Annotated in this window: 23 protein-coding genes; 12 read left to right on the forward strand and 11 right to left on the reverse strand. The window is 61.6% G+C overall.

Features of this window, described 5'->3' with window-relative positions:
- Positions 1-203, reverse strand: a 203-nt coding sequence (locus P3T16_RS33335; protein WP_429345450.1) for a citrate/2-methylcitrate synthase, incomplete at its 3' end; no start/stop codon positions are given.
- Between the two features lie 22 nt (positions 204-225).
- A complete protein-coding gene (gene prpB / locus P3T16_RS33340; RefSeq protein WP_429345451.1) occupies positions 226-1,122 on the reverse strand; it encodes a methylisocitrate lyase in 897 nt (298 codons plus the stop codon).
- A 200-nt stretch (positions 1,123-1,322) separates the two neighbouring features.
- On the opposite strand from prpB, the gene prpR reads away from it, so the two are divergent.
- Entirely contained in the window at positions 1,323-3,308 is a 1,986-nt protein-coding gene (gene prpR / locus P3T16_RS33345) for a propionate catabolism operon regulatory protein PrpR (RefSeq protein ID WP_429345452.1), read from the forward strand.
- A gap of 78 nt (positions 3,309-3,386) precedes the next feature.
- On the opposite strand, the gene P3T16_RS33350 is transcribed toward prpR, so the two are convergent.
- The 4 genes from P3T16_RS33350 to P3T16_RS33365 all read right to left on the reverse strand — a co-directional run bounded on the left by P3T16_RS33350 (position 3,387) and on the right by P3T16_RS33365 (position 7,696).
- Positions 3,387-4,739, reverse strand: a complete 1,353-nt coding sequence (locus tag P3T16_RS33350) for a TRAP transporter large permease (protein ID WP_429345453.1) — start codon at positions 4,737-4,739, stop codon at positions 3,387-3,389.
- 7 nt (positions 4,740-4,746) lie between these two features.
- Positions 4,747-5,226 (reverse strand): TRAP transporter small permease, encoded by a 480-nt coding sequence (locus P3T16_RS33355; RefSeq protein WP_429258643.1) that lies wholly within the window; start codon positions 5,224-5,226, stop codon positions 4,747-4,749.
- A gap of 144 nt (positions 5,227-5,370) precedes the next feature.
- Complete coding sequence (locus tag P3T16_RS33360) at positions 5,371-6,363, reverse strand: TRAP transporter substrate-binding protein (RefSeq protein WP_429345454.1); 993 nt, start codon at positions 6,361-6,363, stop codon at positions 5,371-5,373.
- A gap of 526 nt (positions 6,364-6,889) precedes the next feature.
- On the reverse strand, positions 6,890-7,696 hold the full coding sequence (locus tag P3T16_RS33365; protein ID WP_429345455.1) for a LytTR family transcriptional regulator DNA-binding domain-containing protein: 807 nt from the start codon (positions 7,694-7,696) through the stop codon (positions 6,890-6,892).
- A gap of 359 nt (positions 7,697-8,055) precedes the next feature.
- Between P3T16_RS33365 and P3T16_RS33370 the strand changes: the two genes are divergently transcribed.
- Genes P3T16_RS33370 through P3T16_RS33405 form a run of 8 tightly spaced genes read left to right on the forward strand, consistent with a single transcriptional unit; the run spans position 8,056 to position 16,358 of the window.
- Positions 8,056-8,922 carry an FAD binding domain-containing protein gene (locus P3T16_RS33370; RefSeq protein ID WP_429345456.1) on the forward strand — a complete coding sequence of 289 codons (867 nt, stop codon included), beginning with the start codon at positions 8,056-8,058 and terminating at the stop codon, positions 8,920-8,922.
- Positions 8,923-8,947: 25 nt separating this feature from the next.
- Entirely contained in the window at positions 8,948-9,469 is a 522-nt protein-coding gene (locus tag P3T16_RS33375) for a (2Fe-2S)-binding protein (protein ID WP_429258647.1), read from the forward strand.
- Between the two features lie 16 nt (positions 9,470-9,485).
- On the forward strand, positions 9,486-11,897 hold the full coding sequence (locus tag P3T16_RS33380; RefSeq protein ID WP_429345457.1) for an aerobic carbon-monoxide dehydrogenase large subunit: 2,412 nt from the start codon (positions 9,486-9,488) through the stop codon (positions 11,895-11,897).
- A 58-nt stretch (positions 11,898-11,955) separates the two neighbouring features.
- Positions 11,956-12,546 carry an SRPBCC family protein gene (locus P3T16_RS33385; protein WP_429258649.1) on the forward strand — a complete coding sequence of 197 codons (591 nt, stop codon included), beginning with the start codon at positions 11,956-11,958 and terminating at the stop codon, positions 12,544-12,546.
- Between the two features lie 14 nt (positions 12,547-12,560).
- On the forward strand, positions 12,561-13,454 hold the full coding sequence (locus P3T16_RS33390; protein WP_429345458.1) for an AAA family ATPase: 894 nt from the start codon (positions 12,561-12,563) through the stop codon (positions 13,452-13,454).
- Complete coding sequence (locus P3T16_RS33395; protein ID WP_429345459.1) at positions 13,448-14,650, forward strand: vWA domain-containing protein; 1,203 nt, start codon at positions 13,448-13,450, stop codon at positions 14,648-14,650. Before P3T16_RS33390 ends, P3T16_RS33395 begins: the two co-directional genes overlap by 7 nt.
- A complete protein-coding gene (locus P3T16_RS33400; RefSeq protein WP_429258652.1) occupies positions 14,647-15,702 on the forward strand; it encodes an XdhC family protein in 1,056 nt (351 codons plus the stop codon). Before P3T16_RS33395 ends, P3T16_RS33400 begins: the two co-directional genes overlap by 4 nt.
- Entirely contained in the window at positions 15,699-16,358 is a 660-nt protein-coding gene (locus P3T16_RS33405) for a nucleotidyltransferase family protein (RefSeq protein WP_429345460.1), read from the forward strand. The genes P3T16_RS33400 and P3T16_RS33405 overlap by 4 nt, the downstream gene beginning before the upstream one ends.
- 230 nt (positions 16,359-16,588) lie before the next feature.
- On the opposite strand, the gene P3T16_RS33410 is transcribed toward P3T16_RS33405, so the two are convergent.
- Positions 16,589-16,873: a DUF3303 domain-containing protein gene (locus P3T16_RS33410; protein WP_429345461.1), complete on the reverse strand. Its 285-nt coding sequence runs from the start codon at positions 16,871-16,873 to the stop codon at positions 16,589-16,591.
- A 190-nt stretch (positions 16,874-17,063) separates the two neighbouring features.
- On the opposite strand from P3T16_RS33410, the gene P3T16_RS33415 reads away from it, so the two are divergent.
- Positions 17,064-17,228 (forward strand): hypothetical protein, encoded by a 165-nt coding sequence (locus P3T16_RS33415; protein ID WP_429258655.1) that lies wholly within the window; start codon positions 17,064-17,066, stop codon positions 17,226-17,228.
- 211 nt (positions 17,229-17,439) lie between these two features.
- Positions 17,440-17,850, forward strand: a complete 411-nt coding sequence (locus tag P3T16_RS33420; protein ID WP_429345462.1) for a hypothetical protein — start codon at positions 17,440-17,442, stop codon at positions 17,848-17,850.
- A 40-nt stretch (positions 17,851-17,890) separates the two neighbouring features.
- Here P3T16_RS33420 and P3T16_RS33425 read toward each other — a convergent pair whose 3' ends face one another.
- Positions 17,891-18,253 carry a hypothetical protein gene (locus P3T16_RS33425; protein WP_429345463.1) on the reverse strand — a complete coding sequence of 121 codons (363 nt, stop codon included), beginning with the start codon at positions 18,251-18,253 and terminating at the stop codon, positions 17,891-17,893.
- A gap of 83 nt (positions 18,254-18,336) precedes the next feature.
- Between P3T16_RS33425 and P3T16_RS33430 the strand changes: the two genes are divergently transcribed.
- Complete coding sequence (locus tag P3T16_RS33430; protein WP_429345464.1) at positions 18,337-18,798, forward strand: SHOCT domain-containing protein; 462 nt, start codon at positions 18,337-18,339, stop codon at positions 18,796-18,798.
- Between the two features lie 195 nt (positions 18,799-18,993).
- Here the strand turns inward: P3T16_RS33430 and P3T16_RS33435 are convergent, their stop codons facing one another.
- From P3T16_RS33435 to P3T16_RS33445, 3 genes are all read right to left on the reverse strand, one after another.
- Complete coding sequence (locus P3T16_RS33435) at positions 18,994-19,377, reverse strand: nuclear transport factor 2 family protein (protein ID WP_429345465.1); 384 nt, start codon at positions 19,375-19,377, stop codon at positions 18,994-18,996.
- Positions 19,378-20,080: 703 nt separating this feature from the next.
- On the reverse strand, positions 20,081-20,395 hold the full coding sequence (locus P3T16_RS33440; RefSeq protein ID WP_429345466.1) for a YdhR family protein: 315 nt from the start codon (positions 20,393-20,395) through the stop codon (positions 20,081-20,083).
- A gap of 287 nt (positions 20,396-20,682) precedes the next feature.
- Entirely contained in the window at positions 20,683-20,886 is a 204-nt protein-coding gene (locus P3T16_RS33445) for a hypothetical protein (RefSeq protein ID WP_429258661.1), read from the reverse strand.
- Between the last annotated feature and the right edge of the window lie 162 nt (positions 20,887-21,048).

Here is a 21,048-nt window from a genome sequence, read left to right on the forward strand (position 1 = left end):
TCGTGCACGAGCAGGTAGGCGATCTCTTCGAACTCGCAGGTCGTCGCGATGTCGAGAATGTCGTAGCCGCGATAGTGCAGGTCGTTGCCGGTCTTGCCGACCGTGCACAACGCCGTGTTGCCGGCCGTCACGCCCGACAGTGCAACGGATTTCTTGGGTTTGAATGCGCCCGCGTTCGGCGTGCTGTTGTCTGCTTCGCTCATGGTGTCTTCCTCCAGGTCCTGATTATTTCTGTGCGGCGAACAGCGCGTCGAGTTTGTCTTCGTACGCGTGGTAGCCGAGATAGTCATAGAGATCGGCGCGCGATTGCATCGTTCCCACCGCAGCTTTCTGCGTGCCGTCGCGCATCACCGTTTGATAGAAATTGAGCGCGGCTGCATTCATCGCGCGATATCCGCCGCAGCAGTAGAGCGCGATATCGACGTTGGCGTCGCGCAGTTCGGTCGTGGTGAAGAACGGCGTCGAACCGAATTCGGTCAGGTTCGCGAGAATCGGCACCTTCACCGCTGCCCTGAAGCGGCGGTAGTCGTCCAGCGACTTCATCGCTTCGGGGAAGATCATGTCCGCACCGGCTTCGACATAAGCAACTGCGCGCTCGATCGCGGCATCGATGCCTTCTGCGGCCGCGGCGTCGGTGCGCGCCATGATCACGAATTGATCGTCGGTGCGGGCGTCGACGGCCGCTTTCACGCGGTCGACCATTTCTTCGGTCGGCACGACTTCCTTGCCGGGGCGGTGTCCACATCGCTTCTGACCCACCTGGTCTTCAAGGTGCACGGCCGCAACGCCAGCCTTGATGAACGAGCGTACCGTGCGCGCGATGTTGAATGCGCCGCCCCAGCCCGTGTCGATATCGACGAGAAGCGGCAGATTCGTCGCGTCGGTGATGCGGCGGGCGTCGGTCAGGACGTCATCCATTGTGCTGATGCCAAGATCGGGAATGCCGAGCGAATTGGCGGCGACGCCGCCGCCCGACAGATAAACCGCCTTGAAACCGACCGCTTCAGCCATTTTGGCAGCGTAGGCGGTGATCGCGCCGACTACCTGCAGTGGTTGGGTTTCGGCGACTGCCGCGCGGAATCGCGCGCCTGCGCTCGCGGGGTATCGTTGTGCTGAAGTCACGTTTCCTCCGGATAAGAGGTCCTCACTAGCGCAAAGACTGGGCCAGGGTCATGGCGCCCACTTAACCCCATGATTTCATTAAGAAACACGAGTGCGCGACCAGACGGGTTTGTTTCATAAGTGAAATCAGCTATTTCATGATTGAAACCATGGGTTCATAATAGCTTCGCCTTCGATGTCCACGTCCTGAGCCCAGCTGAATGCCCCCCACGAATCGTCCTTCCGAATCCCTACGCCGCCCGCAGATCTGGGCAATCGGCATCAGCCGCCTGCGCGACCTGTTCCGCGACATCGCGGGCGAGTACGACGACCGCGCCGACCTGCGACTCATCTCGCGGGGCTACGAGGACGCCGTCCATGAGATCGACGCGGCTGGCGTCGATCGCCCGGATATCGTCGTCGCGGCCGGGTCTAACGGCACCTATCTCAAGGCGCGGATCCAGGTGCCGGTCGTGCTCGTCAGCCCGACTGGTTTCGACGTGATGCATGCGCTCGCACGGGCGCGTCGCGATGCCTCGCAGGTGGCACTCGTCACGCACGGCGAAACGCCTGCGGAAGTGCGCCACTTCGTTGCCGCTTACGGAATCGACGTGGTGTTCGCGTCATATCAGTCAGCGCAGGACGCCGAAACCTGCGTGCTGGATCTGCGCGACCGCGGCGTCGGCACGGTCGTGGGACCGGGCCTCGTCACTGATCTCGCGACACGCGCGGGCATGAGCACCGTGTTTCTGTATTCGCGCGCGTCGGTACGCGTGGCGTTCGATACGGCGCTCGAAGTCGCGAAGGCCACTTCGAATGAAATGCTGCGCCGCCAGCGACTCGACAACGTGCTGCAACATCTGCGCGATGGTGTCGTTGCGCTCGATGCGCGAGGCCGGGTGGAGGCGATCAATCAGCGTCTTGCCCAGGTGCTGGGTATTGATGCGTCGCGCGCAGTGGGGCGACCGCTGGCCGAACTTGCACCCGATATCGCGCGCGCGATTCCGGATGGCGACGGCGAAACGCTCGAAACCGTCCGGGGCGTCGGTTATGTCGTACATCGCGGGCCGTTGATCGGTTCGAGCGACGGCACCGGAACCGTTCTGACGTTCCAGGAGTCCCGTGCGGTCGAGCGGCTGGATCGTACGCTGCGCTCGAGGCTGCGCACGCAGCAGTTTGCCGCCCGATACCGGATCGACGATCTGGTAGGCGCATGCCCGGCGATCGAGCGGGTGCGGCAACTCGCGCGTCGCTATGCGACATCGGACGCCACCGTGCTGATACGCGGCGAGAGCGGCACGGGCAAGGAGATGGTCGCGCAGGGCGTTCATCAACTGGGCGCCCGGCGTGACTTTCCGTTCGTCGCGATCAATTGCGGCGCGTTTCCCGAAGCGTTGCTGGAGAGCGAACTGTTCGGCTACGAAGAAGGCGCATTCACGGGTGCGCGGCGCGGCGGTAAAGCCGGACTCATCGAGGCAGCGCATCGCGGCACGTTGTTCCTCGATGAAATCGGCGAGATGCCGCTACCGTTGCAAAGCCGGCTGTTGCGCGTGCTGCAGGAGCGTGAAGTGGTGCGGCTTGGCTCGACCGAACCGATCCGCATCGACGTACGGGTTATCGCGGCGACGCATCGGGCGTTGACAATGGCGGTGGAGACCGGTGAGTTTCGCGCGGACCTGTACTACCGGCTCAACATTCTCAATATCACGCTGCCGCCGCTGCGTGAGCGGCAACCGGACATCCTGCCGCTTGCGGCCGGATTGCTGTATCAGGCGGCGCGCCGCGAGCCGCGTCTTGCCGCGCGCATTCATGATGCGGGGCAGGCGGCGCAGCTGCTTCTCGACGTGAGCGAGCCACTACGTCGTCACGCGTGGCCGGGCAACGTGCGGGAATTACAGAACGTCATCGAGCGCATTGCGGTCGAACTGGCCGATGTGGGAGGGCACGCGGAGCGTGAGGGCGCTGACGGTGCCGAGGGTGCCGGGAGTGCATTGACGCCTGACGTACTACGCTCGATCGCGCCGGAAGTATTCGACGACAACGAGCGCTCCGTCGCGGCGTTAACGTTGCGACAGCGCAGCCGACGTGTCGAGGCCGATGAGATCCGCGCGGCACTCGAAGCGTGCAACGGCGATCGCGACGCGGTCTGTGAATCGCTCGGCATCAGCAAGACCACGCTGTGGCGCAGGCTTAATGCGTCGGGTTGAGGAACTGGTCCAGCCTCCGCGCCAAACGAAACAGCCCCGCATGCGCGGGGCTGTCTGCTTTAAGGCCGACGTCAAAGGTCAATAAACTGGATGCCCGTTGATCAGGCTCGGCAACCACGTCGAAAAGAACGGCATGTAGGTGACGATGTTGATCGCGCTGAAGATGGCCAGGTAATAAGGCCAGGCGATTTTCGTCGTTTCGCCGATTGAAACATTACCGATCGCACAACCGATGAACTGAACGGAACCGATCGGCGGGTGAACCAGGCCCAATGCGCAGTTGAGCAGAATCATGATGCCGAACTGCACCGGGCCCACGCCGCTGTGCATCGCCATCGGCAGGAACAGTGGCGTAGTGATCAGGATGTGGGCGGCCATATCGACAAAGGTGCCGAGGAAGACCTGGATGATGTTGATGTAAAGCAGCATCAACCATGGGTAGGTCGTCGCATTTTCAAGCAGATGCTCGATTGCATCGGGAATCTCCAGATAAGCCATCTGGTACCGAAGCATATTCGAAACAGCGATCAGGAGCAGCACCACCCCCGTGGTCTTGGTCGCCCGGGAAAGCGCCACGAAGAGCTTCTTCATCGTCATCGTGCGATACACGAGAAGGGTCAGCACCAGCGAATAGGCAACCGCGATTGCCGCTGCCTCCGTCGCCGTCGCAATGCCTTTCGCCACGCAGAAGAGGATGATCGCGATCACCATCAGGCCGGGCACTGCGCCGAGGAACGTTCTGCCTACCGCGAACCAGCCGGGGAACTTCTGCAGTTCGGTCGAGCCGTCAGGGCGGCGCGGGAAACCGAAGCGAACCGCTTGCCAGTAAGCGGCGATCAGCACAAAACCCATCACCCACAGCACCGGCAGCAGGCCGGAAAACAGCAGATCGCCAATCGAGACGCCGCTCAGATGTTGTCCGTTCAACGTCCCCGTGATCCCCTGTGCGGCGAACGCATAGATGATCATGTTCGTCGACGTCGGCATCAGCGCACCGGCCAGCGACGAATGGGTGGTGACGTTGACCGCATACGCCGCGCTATAACCTTCCCGCTTCATCAAGGGAATGACGACGCCGCCCATTGCCGAAGTATCGGCAGTGGGCGAACCGGACACACCACCGAACAACGTACACGCGACGACGTTGGCCATCCCCAGCCCACCGCGGAAGTGACCCACCGCGGCCTGAGCGAAACGCAGGATGCGGTCGGCGATACCGCCGTGCAGCATCAACTCGCCGGAAAAGATGAAGAACGGGATCGCGAGGAAAGAAAACGCGTTCATTCCCGAGATCATCGACTGCATGGCCGTCGCCGCCGGCAGGCCTTCATACAGATAGGTCAGGACACACGACAGTCCTAGCGCGAACGAAACAGGAACCCCGAAGACGAGGAATACGACGAAACTAACAAAGAGGATGGCAAGTTCCATGATTGCTCTATTTGTGCTTCGGTGCGAACAGCTTGACGAGGTGTTCGATCGAAAAAAGAATGATGCAGGCGCTGGCAGCGACCGGAATGAAGTAACGGATCGCTTCCGGCAGGCCCAGGATCGGAATCCGGTCTTCCATCGTCGTCTCCGCCATTTGCAGGCAGCCGAAGAAAATCGCAACGGACAAGGCAATCAGGCAAAGATGCTGGAACGCCTCGGCCGCTACCTGACCTTTAGGCGACAATTTCTTGACCAGCGAATCAAGCCCGATATGCCCACTCTCGCGGACCTTGAGGGCGGCTCCAAACATCGCGATAACGATCACCAGCAAAAGCGCAATCGGCTCGACGTAATCGGGTGCGTCGTTAAAGACATAGCGCATCACCACGCTGTAAAAAACCAGCACGGTCAAGGCGGCGAGGCTGATCGACGCCACGACAACCAGCACGCGGAAAAGAAAATCATTCGGGCGTTTCATGAAGGTCATCTATCCCATCCTTCCATACAGCGGACTTATCCTGCTTACTCAAGCGTCCCCGCCTGCAGATGCCGGTTCGCGGGGAAAATGCCGAGGGCGGAAAGCCTGCAGATTTCTCCCGCAGGCTTTCCGCCATCACCAGCTTCGCAACACTTATTTGACCGCCTGGATTTCGTCGACGATCTGCTTCATCTGCGGCGTTCTCTCATACTTGGTCCAGACCGGTTGCATCGCCTTGACGAAAGCAGCGCGATCGATCTGCGTCGACGCAACGATCGTCGCGCCGCCCTTGGTGACCGTTTTGGCAGCGTCGCTTTCGCGCGCCGTCCACAGCTTCTGGTAGTAGGGCACCGAGTCAGCCGCAGCCTTCTTGATGATGTCCTGCTCCTGCGGCGTCAGCGTGTCCCACACCTTCTTGGAGAACACCAGCACTTCCGGCGTCATCGCATGCTGGGTTTCGGAATATACCGGCGCGACTTCGAAGTGCTTGGTCTCGTCGTACGACGGGAGGTTGTTTTCGGCCGCATCGACCAGACCCGTCTTCAACCCCGTATAAACCTCAGCGAACGGCATCGGCGTCGGCGTTCCGCCCATCGCGCGGATTTCGTCGACCATCAGATCGGACGGCTGAACGCGCACCTTGAGTCCCTTCATGTCGGCAGGCGAGTGGATGGCTTTCCTGGTGTAGATCGAACGGGCGCCGCTTTCATAGAAGGTCAGCGCGATCATGCCCTTCGCCTTGAAGGCGTCGAGGATCTTCTGGCCTTCCGGGCCGTACATCACCTTGCGGAAATGGTCGACGTCGCGGAACAGGAACGGCAGCGAGGGAATCATCGACTCGGGAACGATCTCGTTGAACGCTGCACCGTTGGCGCGGGTCATGTCGAGCGCGCCGATGCGCACCTGATCGATCGTGTCGTTTTCCGAACCGAGCGAGCTGTTGCCGAAGACCTTCACCGAGTCCTTGCCGTCCGTTGCCTTGGCGATCTGTTCGCCCATGAACTTCACGGCCATGTTGGTCGGATAGGTGTCGCTATGCACATCGGCCACGCGGAAGACGCGCGCCTGTGCTGCTCCGGTGCTCAACGCGAGCACCGACGCTGCAACAATCATCGAAACACGGGAAAGGGCAAAATTGTTTTTCATCGCGACATTTCCTTTGAAAATAAACCATCAATCGACTGCGAATGCTGCGATACGGTTTGGGCCCGTATCCCGGCTTTAGAATGTTTCCGCCGTCGTTTTCTGGATCATGCTGTCGGCCGCCGGGCGTGGAACGCGTGGCGCTGAGATGGCGTGATCCCCGGCCATTCAGCGATCTCAACGCTGGCGGACGAAAGCTGAAAGAAAGTTGGCCTTTCGGCTTTGTATGTTGTCCTATGACTGCGAGAGTCTATCTATTTGAGATGCAGGATGTACACCGGGTAGTTACCCGTAGGTCGCGGGAAGGCCGGATGGCGGGCGGTTCACGTCACACCGCCTGAATTACGCTGGCGAAAACAGGTGGGGAGAAGTGCGATATCCGCCGTGGGTTTGAGGGCGTAGATGGCGAAACGTGAGTCCCGGTTTGCGAGATCTAGTTATACGATGACTGATGAATATAAGGTAACTAACGCATTCCATCCCCAGGACGGAGCCGGGGACAACCACCTGAACACGGGCTCGGGTGACCTTAAACCACCCCAAGCAATTCCTTCAGCTGCGCGGTTCTCGACCGGCTGACCGGCACCTGGGTCTGCTCCGCGTCGTCCATCACAAGATTGACGCTCTCGTCCGACTTGATCAGTTCGACCGCGTAAGGAAGGCTCACGATATGGCTGCGATGCACCCGCAGATAGGTACTGTTATCGAGCCGCAATTCGAGGTCGGCTAGCGAAAGATTGGACAGGTAGCGGTCGTCCTTCGTGACGATTGTCGTGTAGTGACCGTCGCCCTGAAAGCGCACGATGTCCTTGAGGTCGATCAGGATCACGCGGTTCTTCCGGTACACCGGAATCTTGAAGAGGCGGCGCGGTTGCGCGACATGCCCGCCCGATTGTTTTCCGGACGGCTCGGTGGTGAGGTCGGTCACATCGTAGAAGATCATGCAGGTTCCGCAAACACCGCTGGTCCCGGACATTTTGGAGACCTTGATCATCAGGATCCGGTCGGGAATGTTAATCATCATCGCAACCGGTGGCGGCGACTTGACCGGGCAGCCATCGGCATCCCGCGATTGCAGCAGAAAGCGCAGCTTGTCGCGGCTCTTTTCCGGGTGTAACTGCACGACGTCGATGCCGAACAGTTTGTCCTGCGTGACGCCAAGCGACTGTTCGCCAGCTGGCCCGAGTATCTGCAGGGCGACGTCGTTGAACGCGGTCACACGACCTTGTGCGTCGAGCCAGACCATCCCCGGATTGAACTGCTCCAGCTTGTGCTGGAACGTCTCATGACGAAGGGGTTCCGCCGCCAACGGCGTGGCGTGCTCAAGCGGTTTCATGCCGGGTCTCCTGCTCTGATGGGCGGTCCACGCTCTCAGGCGATTTGTCTCCGTTGTATGTCGTTTCCAGATTTCGCGCAAGCATTCGGGCGGTTCACGCGCGCAAACCCGCCGTTCGGGAACAAACCTGAAAATGCTGCGCCGCGTCGTGAAATGTCCTCATTCCAGCGATAGCCGGCGGGTTCTCCATCGACAGGTTATTCGACGCCGTACCACTTTCGTGTCCGTTTTCCGCTAGTTTGCGCTCGTGCGCCACCGTTCGGGAAATTGCATTGAATTGCTGCGTTGCATTGTGAAATGCTGAACCACAAACCGATGACGTTCCCGCTCGCGGTCGGATGACAATGAAGGAGGCCCGTGTGATCCCCCGTCCATTCGAATATCACGTTCCCCGCACCTTGCCCGAAGCCATCGCATTGCTCAATCAACATGGCGATACGGCGAAGCTCCTGGCCGGCGGCCACAGTCTGTTGCCGATGATGAAGCTGCGTTTTGCCGCACCGGATCATCTGATCGATCTGGGCAAGCTGACGGAGCTCAAGGGCATCCGTGAGGTCGGCAACGAGATCCGCATTGGAGCCATGACAACCGAGAACGAACTGATCCGGTCGGTGTTGCTGCAAATCCGGTGTCCGCTGATTGTCGAGGGCGCCCGGCAGATTTCGGATCCGCAGGTGCGCTACCGCGGCACGTTAGGTGGCGACATCTCGCATGGCGATCCGGGCAACGATCATCCCGCGCTGATGATCGCGCTCGACGCCACGTTTGTCCTGTTGAGCGATCACGGCGAACGCGTTGTGCCGGCTGACGGCTTCTTTCTCGACACCTATATGACGCGCCTCGAACCCGGCGAGATCATGACTGAGATCCGCATTCCGATGCCGGAAGCGGGCACCGGCGCCTGCTACGCGAAACTGAAGCGCAAAACCGGCGACTTCGCGACGGCCGCTGCGGCCGTGACGTTGCGCATGAGCGGCGGGACCGTCGGCGACGTCCGCATTGCGTTGACGAACGTCGCGCAAACCGCTGTGCGCGCAACCGACGCCGAGCAATCGCTACGCGGCAAGCCGTTCGATGAGGCGGCGATCACGGAAGCCGCGCGTCTTGCGATGACGGTATGCGATCCGGTGGCCGATCTGCGCGGTGACGTGGAATACAAGACGGCTATGGCGGGCGAAATGACACGACGGGCGTTGATGACCGCGTATTCGCGGGCAGCACACTGAAAGGCGGATTCCCGGAGAACACGACATGAGCAAGAAGATCATGGTGTCGTTCATGCTGAACGGCAAGGAAACGGATGTGGTGGTCGAGCCGCGCGAGCTGCTGATTCATACGCTGCGCGAAAAGTGCCTGCACACCGGGCCTCATATCGGCTGCGAGACGTCCCACTGCGGCGCGTGCACGGTCGATTTCGACGGCATGTCGGTCAAGTCCTGCACGATGTTGACGGTACAGGCCGAAGGCGTGGAAGTCATGACCGTCGAAGGGCTCGCGCAAGGAGGTGAACTGCATGCGCTGCAGGAGGGTTTCATGCAGGAGCATGGCTTGCAATGCGGCTTCTGTACGCCCGGCATGCTGATGCGTGCCTGGCGTCTGCTGCAGGAAAATCCGGATCCGGACGAGGAGGAAATCCGCTACTGGATGGCGGGCAATCTGTGTCGATGTACCGGTTACCAGAACATCGTGAAGGCGGTGCAATACGCGGCGCGCAAGCTGCGCGGTGAAGCCGTGGAAACGTCGCATCCGCTGATGGCAGCGGATGCGCACTGACGACCGGAGAAACGTGATGGGAAATCTCGACACCAGTCTCGATCGTCTCGCCGCGCTGGAGGGCATGGGGTGCTCGCGCAAACGCCGCGAAGACCCGCGCTTCATTCAGGGCAAGGGCACCTACGTTGACGACATCAAGATGCCGGGCATGCTGTTCGGCGTGATGGTGCGCAGCCCCTATGCGCACGCCCGCGTGAAGAAGATCGACAAATCGCGCGCGCTTGCGCATCCTGGCGTGCACGCGGTGCTGACCGCCGATGATCTGAAACCGCTCAAGCTGCACTGGATGCCGACGCTCGCCGGCGACGTGCAGGCGGTGCTCGCCGATGAAAAGGTCTGCTTCCAGAATCAGGAGGTCGCGTTCGTCGTCGCCGACGACCGCTACGTGGCCGCCGACGCCGCGGAACTCGTGGAAGTCGAGTACGAGGAGCTACCGGCGGTGATCGATCCGATCGCGGCGCTGGCGCCGGATGCGCCCGTGATCCGCGAAGACATTCGCGACAAACAGGCGGGCGCGCACGGTGCGCGCAAACATCCCAATCACATCTTTACCTGGAACATCGGCGACAAGGACAAGACCGATCGCGTCTTCGACAACGCCGATGTCACGGTCGCGCAGGACATCCTGTATCCGCGTGTGCATCCGTGTCCGCTCGAGACCTGCGGCTGCGTCGCCTCGTTCGACAAGGCGCGTGGCGATCTGACGGTCTATATCACGTCGCAGGCGCCGCATGTCGTGCGTACGGTGGTTGGTTTGCTGTCGGCGATTCCTGAGTCGAAAATCCGCATCGTTTCGCCGGACATCGGCGGCGGCTTCGGCAACAAGGTCGGTGTCTATCCCGGCTATGTCACGGCGATTGTTGCTTCGATCGTACTGGGGCGACCCGTCAAGTGGATCGAATCGCGTGCGGAGAATCTGAGCTCCACGGCCTTTGCACGCGACTATCACATGACGGGCGAACTGGCGGCGGATCGCGATGGCCGCATCAAGGCGCTACGCGTGCACGTGACCGCCGATCACGGCGCATTCGATGCGTGCGCCGATCCGACCCGATGGCCCGCGGGCATGTTCCACGTCTGCACCGGCTCCTATGCGATACCGAATGCGTTCGTATCGGTCGACGGCGTGTACACCAACAAGTTTCCCGGCGGCGTCGCGTATCGTTGCTCGTTCAGGGTGACGGAAGCGGTTTATCTGATCGAGCGGATGGTCGACGTGCTGGCGCAAAAGCTCGGCATCGACAAGGCCGAAATCCGCCTGCGCAATTTCATCCGCAAGGATCAGTTTCCGTACACGACCCCGCTAGGCCTCGAATACGATTCGGGCGATTACGAGCCCGCCTTGAAGAAGGTGCTTGCCGCGGTCGATTATCCGGCGCTGCGCGCCGAACAGGCCGCGCGGCGAGCGGACCCGGACGCCGAGTGGCTGATGGGCATTGGCGTGGTGAACTTCACGGAAATCGTCGGCGCAGGGCCGTCGAAGATGTGCGACATCCTGGGCATCGGCATGTTCGATTCGTGCGAGATCCGCGTGCATCCCGACGGTTCGGCGATCGCCCGGATGGGCACGATCACGCAGGGGCAGGGTCACCAGACCACGTACGCGCAGATCATCGCGTCGGAGGCGGGTATTCCTGCTTCGAAGATAACGGTCGAAGAGGGCGACACGTCCACGGCGCCGTACGGACTCGGCACCTATGGCTCGCGTTCCACGCCGGTGGCGGGCGCGGCGGTCGCGCGCGCGTCGCGCAAGATTCGCGAGAAGGCCCGGCAGATCGCCGCTCATCTGCTCGAGGCCAGCCCCAACGACGTTGAGTTCGATCTCGACCGTTTCGTGCTGAAGGGCTCCCCCGAGCAGTTCAAAACCATCAAGGAAGTTGCCTGGGCCGCGTACAACAACGTGCCCGAAGGCATGGAGATGGGGCTGGAAGCGGTCGACTACTACGATCCGCCCAACTTCACCTTCCCGTTCGGCGCCTACGTCTGCGTGCTCGAAGTGAATCGCTATACCGGCGAAACGCGCGTGCGCCGCTTTTATGCGCTCGACGATTGCGGCACGCGGATCAATCCGATGATCATCGAAGGGCAGATCCACGGCGGCCTGACGGAAGGCTTCGCTGTGGCGATGGGGCAGGAAATGCCGTACGACGAAGCCGGCAATCTGCTGGGCGCGACGCTGCTCGATTACTTCGTGCCGACCTCGGCGGAAACACCTCATTGGGAGACCGATTTCACAGTGACGCCGTCGCCGCATCATCCGATCGGCGCGAAGGGCGTGGCGGAATCGCCGCACGTCGGCTCGATTCCATGTTTCACGTCGGCTATGGTCGATGCGTTCGCGCATCTGGGCGTGACGCACATGAACATGCCGCATAACGCGTATCGCGTGTGGCAGCAATGCCGCTCGCTTGGATTGACGAGGCCATAGCGGTGTGTCGTTGAACACAGCTCGGGCTCATCAAGCCGCATACGCCAGGGGTGATTCGATGAAAGTCGTACTTGAAAAGGTGTTTCCCCTCGCTGCCACGGCGGATAGTGCGTGGCAGCTTCTGCAGGACATCGAGACGGTGGCCGGATGCATGCCGGGCGCGAAGATCACCGAACGCATCGACGCGACGCATTACAAAGGGACGATTACCGTGCGGCTCGGGCCGGCGACGATGTCGTTCAAGGGCGATATCGAGGTGGTGAATCTCGATGCCGCGGCGCGCAGCCTGCATCTGGTCGGCAAGGGCACGGATCTGACGGGTAGCTCGGCGGCATCGATGGATCTTGTCGCCGCAGTGCAGGCAACCGGCGAGACATGCGAGCTGACCGGCAGGAGCGAGGCGACGATGAGCGGCAAGGCGGCTGCGCTCGGCGGACGGTTGATGGGGCCGGTCGCGGACCAGATGCTCAAGCAGTTTGTGGCGAACTTCGCGGCGCGCCTGCAGGCGCAGCAGACGGCTGCGCCGTCGTCCGGTTCCGCGACAGCGCCTGCGAGTGCCGCGCCGCATTCCGAACTGAACGGTCTGGCGTTGGCGTGGGCCGTGTTGCGCGACTGGCTGCGGGGCATTTTTTCCCGCAAGACGGCCTGAGTGTCGAGGCGTCCATGGCGACCGATCGCATGAACGACGTCGTTAGTCTGCAGCAGCAGCTGGAGCGTCATGGCTTCATCGCCGAACGCAACTTCGCTGCCACGTTGCTGCTGACGATGGAGATGCGGCGCCCGCTGTTGCTGGAAGGCGAGGCTGGAGTCGGCAAGACGGAAGTCGCCAAGGCGCTTGCGCGGCTGCTGGATACGCGTCTGATCCGGCTGCAATGCTATGAAGGCCTCGATGTGCATTCCGCGCTGTATGAATGGAATTATCAGCACCAGCTGCTGGCGATCAAATTGCTGGAGCAGGACGAGCGGTCTATTCCCGACAAGGAACAGGATATTTTCTCCGAGCGCTATCTGCTCAAGCGGCCACTGCTCGAAGCGATCACGACCACGCCGGCGCCGGTTTTGCTGATCGACGAAATCGACCGTACCGACGAGGCGTTCGAAGCCTATCTGCTGGAGCTGCTCTCCGACTTTCAGCTGTCGATTCCGGAACTGGGCGTGATACGCGCCATCGAGCGGCCTTTTGTGATTCTGACCTCCAACGGCACCCGCGAGATTTCCGATGCGTTGCGCCGCCGGTGTCTGTATCAGTACGTCGACTATCCGGGCTTCGAGAAGGAGTTGCGGATCGTGCGCACCCAGGTGCCCGACGTGCCGGAGAAACTGGCATGGCAGATTGTCGAATTCGTACAGTCGGTGCGGCAGATGGACCTGCAGAAGAAGCCTGGTCTGGCCGAAACGCTTGACTGGGTCGCTGCGCTGCTGCGTCTGGGCGTGAGCGCGATCGATACGGACGGCGTCGAGCAGATCATGGATTCGCTATCGGCGCTCGTCAAGACGCGTGAAGATCAGGCTGGTTTGACCCGGCCCGTCGTCGAAAAACTGGTGGCCGCATGTTGACCGGTATTCGTTGCGCCGCTGATCGCGCCTCTCCACCGAGCCTCGAAGCGATCTTGACCGCCCGCTATACCGGCTTTGCCGAATGGCTGCGTGCGAACGATTTTCGCGTGACCAGCGCCGACGTGGCCGCCTCGATGGAGGTCGCGCAGCGCATGGGCCAACTGGACAGCGAGCTGTTGCGCTGGAGCCTGCGTGCATTGTTGTGTTCGCGCGCGGAAGAATGGCGGCGCTTCGACGCGCTGTTCGACGCCTGGTTCCTGAGGCCGAATCGCCGCAAACTGGTCGAAACGCGTGCCGGCGGCGCGGGCCGTATCGAGCGGAACAACGCGGGTGGACAACGTGACGTCAGCGAGGGCATGCCGCTGTCGCTGGTCGCAGGCGATGGCAAACCGGCGTTGGCGAATGGTCATGCCGCCGAACACGGGGCATCCCGCGAAGCCTCGCTCGCCCATGCGGACTTCCGTCACCTGAACCAGCCCGACGACCTCGTTTCAATCGACGAGGCGATCCGCCGTTTCGCCCGGCGCCTGCGTGGTATTCAGGTACGCCGTGAACGCCGTGCGAACGCCGGCCGTGTCATCGACATGGCGTGGACGATCCGGCGCAGCGTGTCGAGCGGCGGCCAGCCGCTCGATCTGGCATGGCGGCAGAAGCGCCGGCTGCGTCCGCGCATCGTGCTGCTGCTGGACGTGAGCCGCTCGATGAGCCTGTATAGCTTTTTCTATCTGCGGCTCGCGCGTGTGTTGAGCGCGCGGGTTTCCGACGTGCATTGCTTCATCTTTCATACGCGACTGGTGGGCGTCGAACAGGCGTTGCGCGATCCCGATCCGTGGCGCTCACAGGAGCGCCTGCAACTGCTGTCGGCGGGGTGGGCAGGTGGCACCCGTATCGGTGACAGTCTCGACGAATTCAATCAGCAGCATGCGACGCGGCTGCTTCATTCGCGCACGGCCGTCGTGGTCGTCAGCGACGGCTACGACGCCGGCGAACCCGGGCGCCTGCAGCAGGCGCTCGCGAAGATCCGGGGCCGCTGCCGATGTCTCGTCTGGCTGAATCCGCTCGCGACCCGCGCCGATTTCACGCCGTCAAGCGTCGGCATGCAGGCTGCGATGCCGTATATCGATCTGCTGGCTGGCGCACGCGATCTGGCGAGTCTCGAGCGCGTGCTGCCTCAAGTGTTGTCCGCCCTGCAATGAACGACGATACCCTTCTGCAACTCGAGCAGCGGTTGATTGAGCAAGCCGAGCCGTTTGCGGTCGTGACCGTGATTCGCGCGGCGCCGCCCACGTCCGCATGGGTGGGCGCGCAGGCGCTCGTCGACCGGGATGGCGCGTTGCACGGCTGGATCGGCGGCGGCTGCTCGCGAACGATTGTGATCCAGGCCGCGCAGCAGGCGATTCGCTCGGGTCTGCCGAAACGCGTTCGCATCAGCAACGAACAGACGAAGCCGGAGGCCGACGTCGAGGCGCACGCGATGCCATGTGCGAGCAACGGCGCGATGGAGCTCTTCATCCAGCCGACGGTGCCCGCGCCATCGGTGCTCGTGCTGGGTTCGACGCCCACCGCGCTGGAAGCCTGCGTGCTGGCGCAGCGAGTCGGGTTGCGCGTTTGCGCGGCGGCCAGCGTGACTGCCCCGTTGGCCGCGCTTGGCTTACAGCGGGTGATCCAGGGCTTCGACGCCGAGGCTTTCGACACGGTTGCGCCGCAACTGATTCTGGTGGCGACCCAGGGCGACAGCGACGAGGACGCGCTAGAAGCGGCGTTGCGCAGCGGCGCGGCGGCTGTGTTGCTGGTCGCCAGCCGGCGCAAGGCGGACGCGTTGCGCGAGGTGATGCTGGCGCGCGGGATTGCGCCCGCGCGCCTTGCGGCATTGCATGCACCCGCAGGCCCCGCTATCCACGCACACACGCCGCAGGAGATTGCGTTGGGCGCCGTCGCGGGGCTGGTGACACTGCGACGCGAACTCGAGCTGGCGGCGGCCGATGGGCCCGCGTCGCTTCTCACGGGAGCCGAAGTGGTGCCGGTCTTGCCGCCGTGCGAATCGATGGCGTCGGTCGAATTATCGCCGGCACGCTATCTCAACCCGGTGTGCGGAATGTCGATCGATATCGCGTCGGCTAAACATGTGATCGACCGTGGCGGGCAGCGCATCTACTTCTGCTGCGACGGCTGCAAGATCGAATTCGAACGCGAACCCGAAAAATATCTCGCGATAGCGCGCGGCACGGAGCACAAGGAGAAGACATGAGCGACGCGTGGAAAGTGATCGAACCACGGCATGCGCCGACATTCTCGGCAGTCGTGCTAGCTGCCGGTCTGTCGTCCCGGATGCAGGGTCAGCATAAGTTGCTGTTGCCGATCGACGGGCAGCCGGCTGTCAGGTGTACGGTGAGCGCGATTGCCGAGGCGGGCCCAGAGGAGATCGTGGTCGTGACGGGCTTTAAGGGACGTGCCGTGATGGAGGCGCTGGATGGCTTGCGAGTCACGTTCCAGAGCAATCCTCGCTACGAAGAAGGGCAGATGACGTCGGTCGCGGCGGGCGTGGCCGCACTCGGTGCGCCCTGCAATGTGGTGATGGTGTGCCTCGCGGATCAGGTGCTGCTCGATGCAGCAGACTACCGCGAATTGATCGACGCGTTCGCCGCGATGCCGCGCGGATCGATCCTGATTCCATTCTTCAACGGGCAACGCGGCAATCCGGTGGCTTTTTCCGCGAGCTATGCGGCCGAGGTTATCAGCGGACACGTCAATCCTGGGTGCCGGAAACTGATTGCCGAACATCCCGATGAGGTGTTTGTTCATGAAGCCGCGCACGATCGGTTCACGATCGATATGGACACGCCTGAGGATTACGCGCGTGTTCTGGCTCGCCTCGGCCTGTCGACTGCGGTAGCGGGTGGCTAGGATGATTCGGTACAAATCCATGCCGGAGTCGGCAAAGCTGAATCATCGAGGTATAAGGAGTTTGTGGGTATTTCGAGGTGCTTTCGGATCGGACTGACATGGTATGTCGCACACGCAAGGGCGTGTCGAATATTCGTCTCCACCGAAAAGCCATCATGCCTCGCGGCGGCGGGCCTGGAACATTAAAACAGAAGCGCATCGGTATTCTGAACGCCCCTGTTCCGCCAGCCTTACTTCCCCGCCTGAAACGCCGCCAACGCCGCCCCGAGTTCCTCGTCGGTGACAGCGGGCGAAATGGTGAACGTAAAGATATCGCCAAACTGCAGCACCCACGCCGCCATGGGGGCCGTGCTGGCGGCCTCGATGATCGCGCACCCGCTCAACTCGCCGATCGCATGCCAACGGCCGAGCATCGTGATCCCATCGGGCGGCAGCGCGCCACCCGTCTTCATGAAACGTTCGATCGCCGATTGCTGTGCCGTCGGTAGCCCTTTCCACTGCACAATGAATTTCATTGGGGACCTCCACTTGACTCACGACGATGCCGGCCAGTGGCAAGCCGTCACCGCAACAGGCGCCGCAGGATGCGGCGCGTGGGAGCCTGCATCGGGCGCAGATTCTTCCTACGTTATCCGCGATTCAATGCCGCCACCTCGGCCTTCTAAAGAATGATAGGCAGCGGCCAAGGGGCTGCAATGGAAACCGGTGAAAGTAGCCAACGATTTTCGCTTCAAGACTGTTGACGGGCGCCTGATGCTGGACGAGGACGAGATGCGCCTGCTTTACGTGGCCGTGACGCGCGCACAGCATGTGCTGGACATCTCCGAGCTACGCGAGGACCTTATACGGCTGTTCAACTCGCGTCGGTGACCGCACAGGCCTGCTCCGCACAAGTGAGACGCTCAACGGCGATGTTTTGTGCGGCCGTCGGTGGGCGCCACGCCATACCCCGTGGCTCGCCTTGATGAACCGACATCTACTTGCGGTAACCTCATGAAACGGCGGTGTGTGGTGAACGGCGTCGATCGCGGCGCTGGCACTAAACTATGAGTGTCGGTATCGTCCGAGGAGGTGTCCATCGATGGCAATCGAAGTCAAGGATCGCAACTACGGGCTCGGCGAGAAAGCGACCTATGTCACCGTCAACGGCGTCAAGTATGCGGTCGTGCGCGCGGACGCCTGGTTCGACCAGATCGGGTCCGGGAACGCCCCTGCGCCGTGTGGCAAATCGCTGTCGGTTCCGCTGGGGGACGTCATCAAGGGCAGTGGAAAATTTTACGGCGTGAAAACTGTCAAGCTCGGCCTCAACCCGGTCCATCCGGCCTGTCACGCAGCGGTGCACAGGGCGACTTACTACCCTGCAGATCATGTGACGTTCACGGCCGTCTCCAGGAAGAAGCTGCGCCCTGGCAGTTCGGCGCATAGCAAAACCGGCCGTGTCGGGCGTGGCAAGGTCGGCGTGGGCGGCATGCGTACCAGGTCGCACGGCTGACCGCGCGCGGGTCGAGTCGCAACCTCTCCAGTTCGAGGAACTAGCGGGACGCGTCCCGCATTTCCCTGGTCGCCTTCGCCTTGTCCTTCCGCCAGCTCAGGAAGTTAGTCACCGCAGCCACGATGAACGTGACGATAGTGGAGGCCGACGACGCAATGAGTGTCTTTTCCTCAGTATCTAGCGAAGGCTTTGTCGGTTGGTATTGGGAAGCGGATGAGAATGGGACTGCCGGGGCGCTTCCCGACAACGCTTGTGATGCGCTTTTCAACTGCACGACGGTTACTTGCGGCAGCTGGTTCGCCGACATGTAACGCACGAAAAGGGCGGCTGTTATGCAAAAAAAGCCGACAAAGAGACCAAGGAATAATCGACAAAACAGCTCGATCCTAGTGGAGTTTGCCACGCCTGCCTCCGTCTTCGTCGACGGTTGCCGCACCCTTATATTGCGCCAGAATCTCGCGCTCCGCGAGTCGACGTTGGAAGGCGATGCGAAGCTCTTTCTCCCTGTCCGCAGGCGCGATCTACGTGGCTTGCGAATACTTCGAAATTCGCTGCCCCAACAGCACCGGCGCGCAGAACGACGTCCGCTATGCCTACTTCGCACAGCCCCGGCGCCTGGCGATCGAAGTGAACGGCAAGGTGACGATTTACGATACGCTCGATCACCAGATCAGCGGTTTCTCACAGCAGCAGTTCCGCGGTGCGTCCCTCACATTGGCGAGCCGGCACGGCCTGGTTGCTGTCGCCAGCCTGGCGGTTGTCTCGGTCGGCGGGGTTCCGCAGCCGGCGTCGCCGCCGGTGCAGGAGGAGCCCGTCAGCACTCAGTCGGTGGCCCGCGAGGCGGACGTGTTCGCCACCGTAGAGAAGCTCGCCCAACTGCACGCGAAGGGAATGCTCAGCGAGGAGGAGTTCGCCGCCAGGAAGGCGGAGTTGCTGAGCCGTTTATGAGCGTCCCGTCATCGCGCAGCGCAACCGGGGCACGATTTCTACCTGGCTGAAAGGCCCACACAGGGACGGGCACATCGCCCGGTTGATTGCTCAGTAAGAAGCGACTCGACTTGTTCCTGGGGGTCCGGAGTCGACGGCGGATTCAACCGGTGTGCCACAGCATGACCGACATGCTTATCTCGCCGCAACGCGACGTCACGCGATCTTCTGAACCCATCGACTCCGCCAACCTGGTGCTTCAAAGGGATCCGAAAAATACTGGGTCTCGTGAACGACCTTGCCGTTGCGGAACTCCATAATGCTTACCGTGTAAGCCACCCGCCCCTGATAGGTGATGGTGTATTCCGTTATCCAGAGATTACCTTCCCCTTGAATTCGCCTGACATCGAAACCTGATGGCTTACCTGGATGATGACTCCGCAGTGTCTGCAAAATAATTCGCCCGACGATTCGCTCACCTGATTGGGGATAGTCACAGATGGCATCGTCATCGTAAATATCGTGTTCTGTGTCGATATCGCCGGCCGCCGACGCCTGCCAGTGCGCATTCAGGGCTTCACGTATTCCTTCTTCCTGCATGGAGTGCCTCCGGATAACGTTCAGGCGCCAGGTCTATGAACAGAAAAAACGTCAACGTAATCGAGTCGGTCAACCACCGCTTCACCGCGAATTCGTGGCTAACGAATTCGTGAACTGCTTACACTGAGTCTTCGTTGCTTAACGGAATGTGGAAGTGCCGCTTCATCCGCAGGCGCGACTTCGTAGTTTTGGCGATCAGGTCGGAGTCGTCTTCCAGGCGAGCAGAACGGTGGCCGTGACGGCCTTCTCTCTCAGGTCAAATTGGTGTCGAATGTGCGGAAGTTGATGCCGTCAATTCAAGCCGCGTTGATTCGCAACTCAGCCGCAGCCATCAGGGTCAAACCGAGCCGAAACAGATCTGCTTTTGGGTCAAGTCTAGCAAATGAACCACTGGGCTGCAGCGAAGGGTTCCTGGAGGGTACAAGGCGCAATGGGTAGGTGACGGATCGCCTGTTCTTCGGAAGTGCGATTTCGCAACCTGACCAGCGGCTTTTTGATGTCCACCGGACAGTCGATCGCCCGGCGCCGCAGTTGGCGAACGACGCCTGCTGGCCGGTTTGTGACATCTGCGCTCGGCGTGTGTCGCAGGCGTTGTTACACCGCTCGCGACGTGCGGGGCGCACCTGTTGGCCGCACTGGAAGGCGCAGTGCCAAAACAAACGGAAGTCCGGTTGCTCTCCGCGCGGCTCGTTCCCGCTGCCGATCAGCCGAGCCCGCCCGCCTGGCCGCTCGCCTTGTCGGTCAGCGCGACGGTCTCGAAATAGCTGATTTTCGGCTCCGTGCCGTAGCGAGCGCGGATTCCGGCGAGCCATTCCCCGGAATAGAAGCGCTCGGCCGCCTCCTGGCTTTCCCACATATAGACGCCGCCTGCGACCTTGCCGTCGGCGGAACAGATGAACTGTTTGCGCAGAAAGCCCGGAATCTTGAGGAAATCCGGGGCGATCTTCGTGAAGTGGGCGCGGCACTCCTCGAGGCCTACATCCGGCGGCAGGTCATAGAGGACGATGGCGGTGATCATGGACATCTCCTTGGGTCGGCAGGCCGGCGGCTAGTTCATGGCTGGGAACCCATTGAACGAAAAGGCACGACTGTCGACTCCACGCTGGGACTCACATTCGTGAATACCACTACCGGCATCGCCATGCAGGGTGCTGTGCGGGATCTGGCTAAGCGCGTACTCGGCAGGGAACCCGCGGACAACCGCTCGCGCCCGGCCAGATGGTCGACGCGCGCCGGGTGCGATGGGTCGGGGCGGACGAGTAACCTGACAATACTACCCGTCGCGCGTGTGAAGCTGCGTCCCAACTAGCGCGGTGCATAGCCGCTCGTCACCGAGTTGATCAGCAGGCCGTCAACATAGACGGAAACGGGCTCGCCATCGGGCGACATCAGCAAGTTGCCGGTATTGTGCTGGCCCGGCAGTTTCATCATGCCACCGTGCACGGCGGCCATGTCGTGATGATCGAGTTCGACGGCGACGGGAAGGTCGGTGATCGCGAGTGTGTTCATGGCGTGCTCCTGATCAATGTGAGGTTTCGTGTCGAATGGGCGTTGCAACACGTGCGTCCATCGATGCATAGGCCGTGCCAAAGCTTGCAGCGATCTGCGCGACACGCGGGCGGGCCCGACAGAACAAGGGGAACGACTTTATCCAGTCTGTGTGCGCGATCG

Source organism: Paraburkholderia sp. GAS42 (assembly GCF_050436565.1).
In the GTDB taxonomy this organism is placed as follows: Bacteria; Pseudomonadota; Gammaproteobacteria; order Burkholderiales; family Burkholderiaceae; genus Paraburkholderia.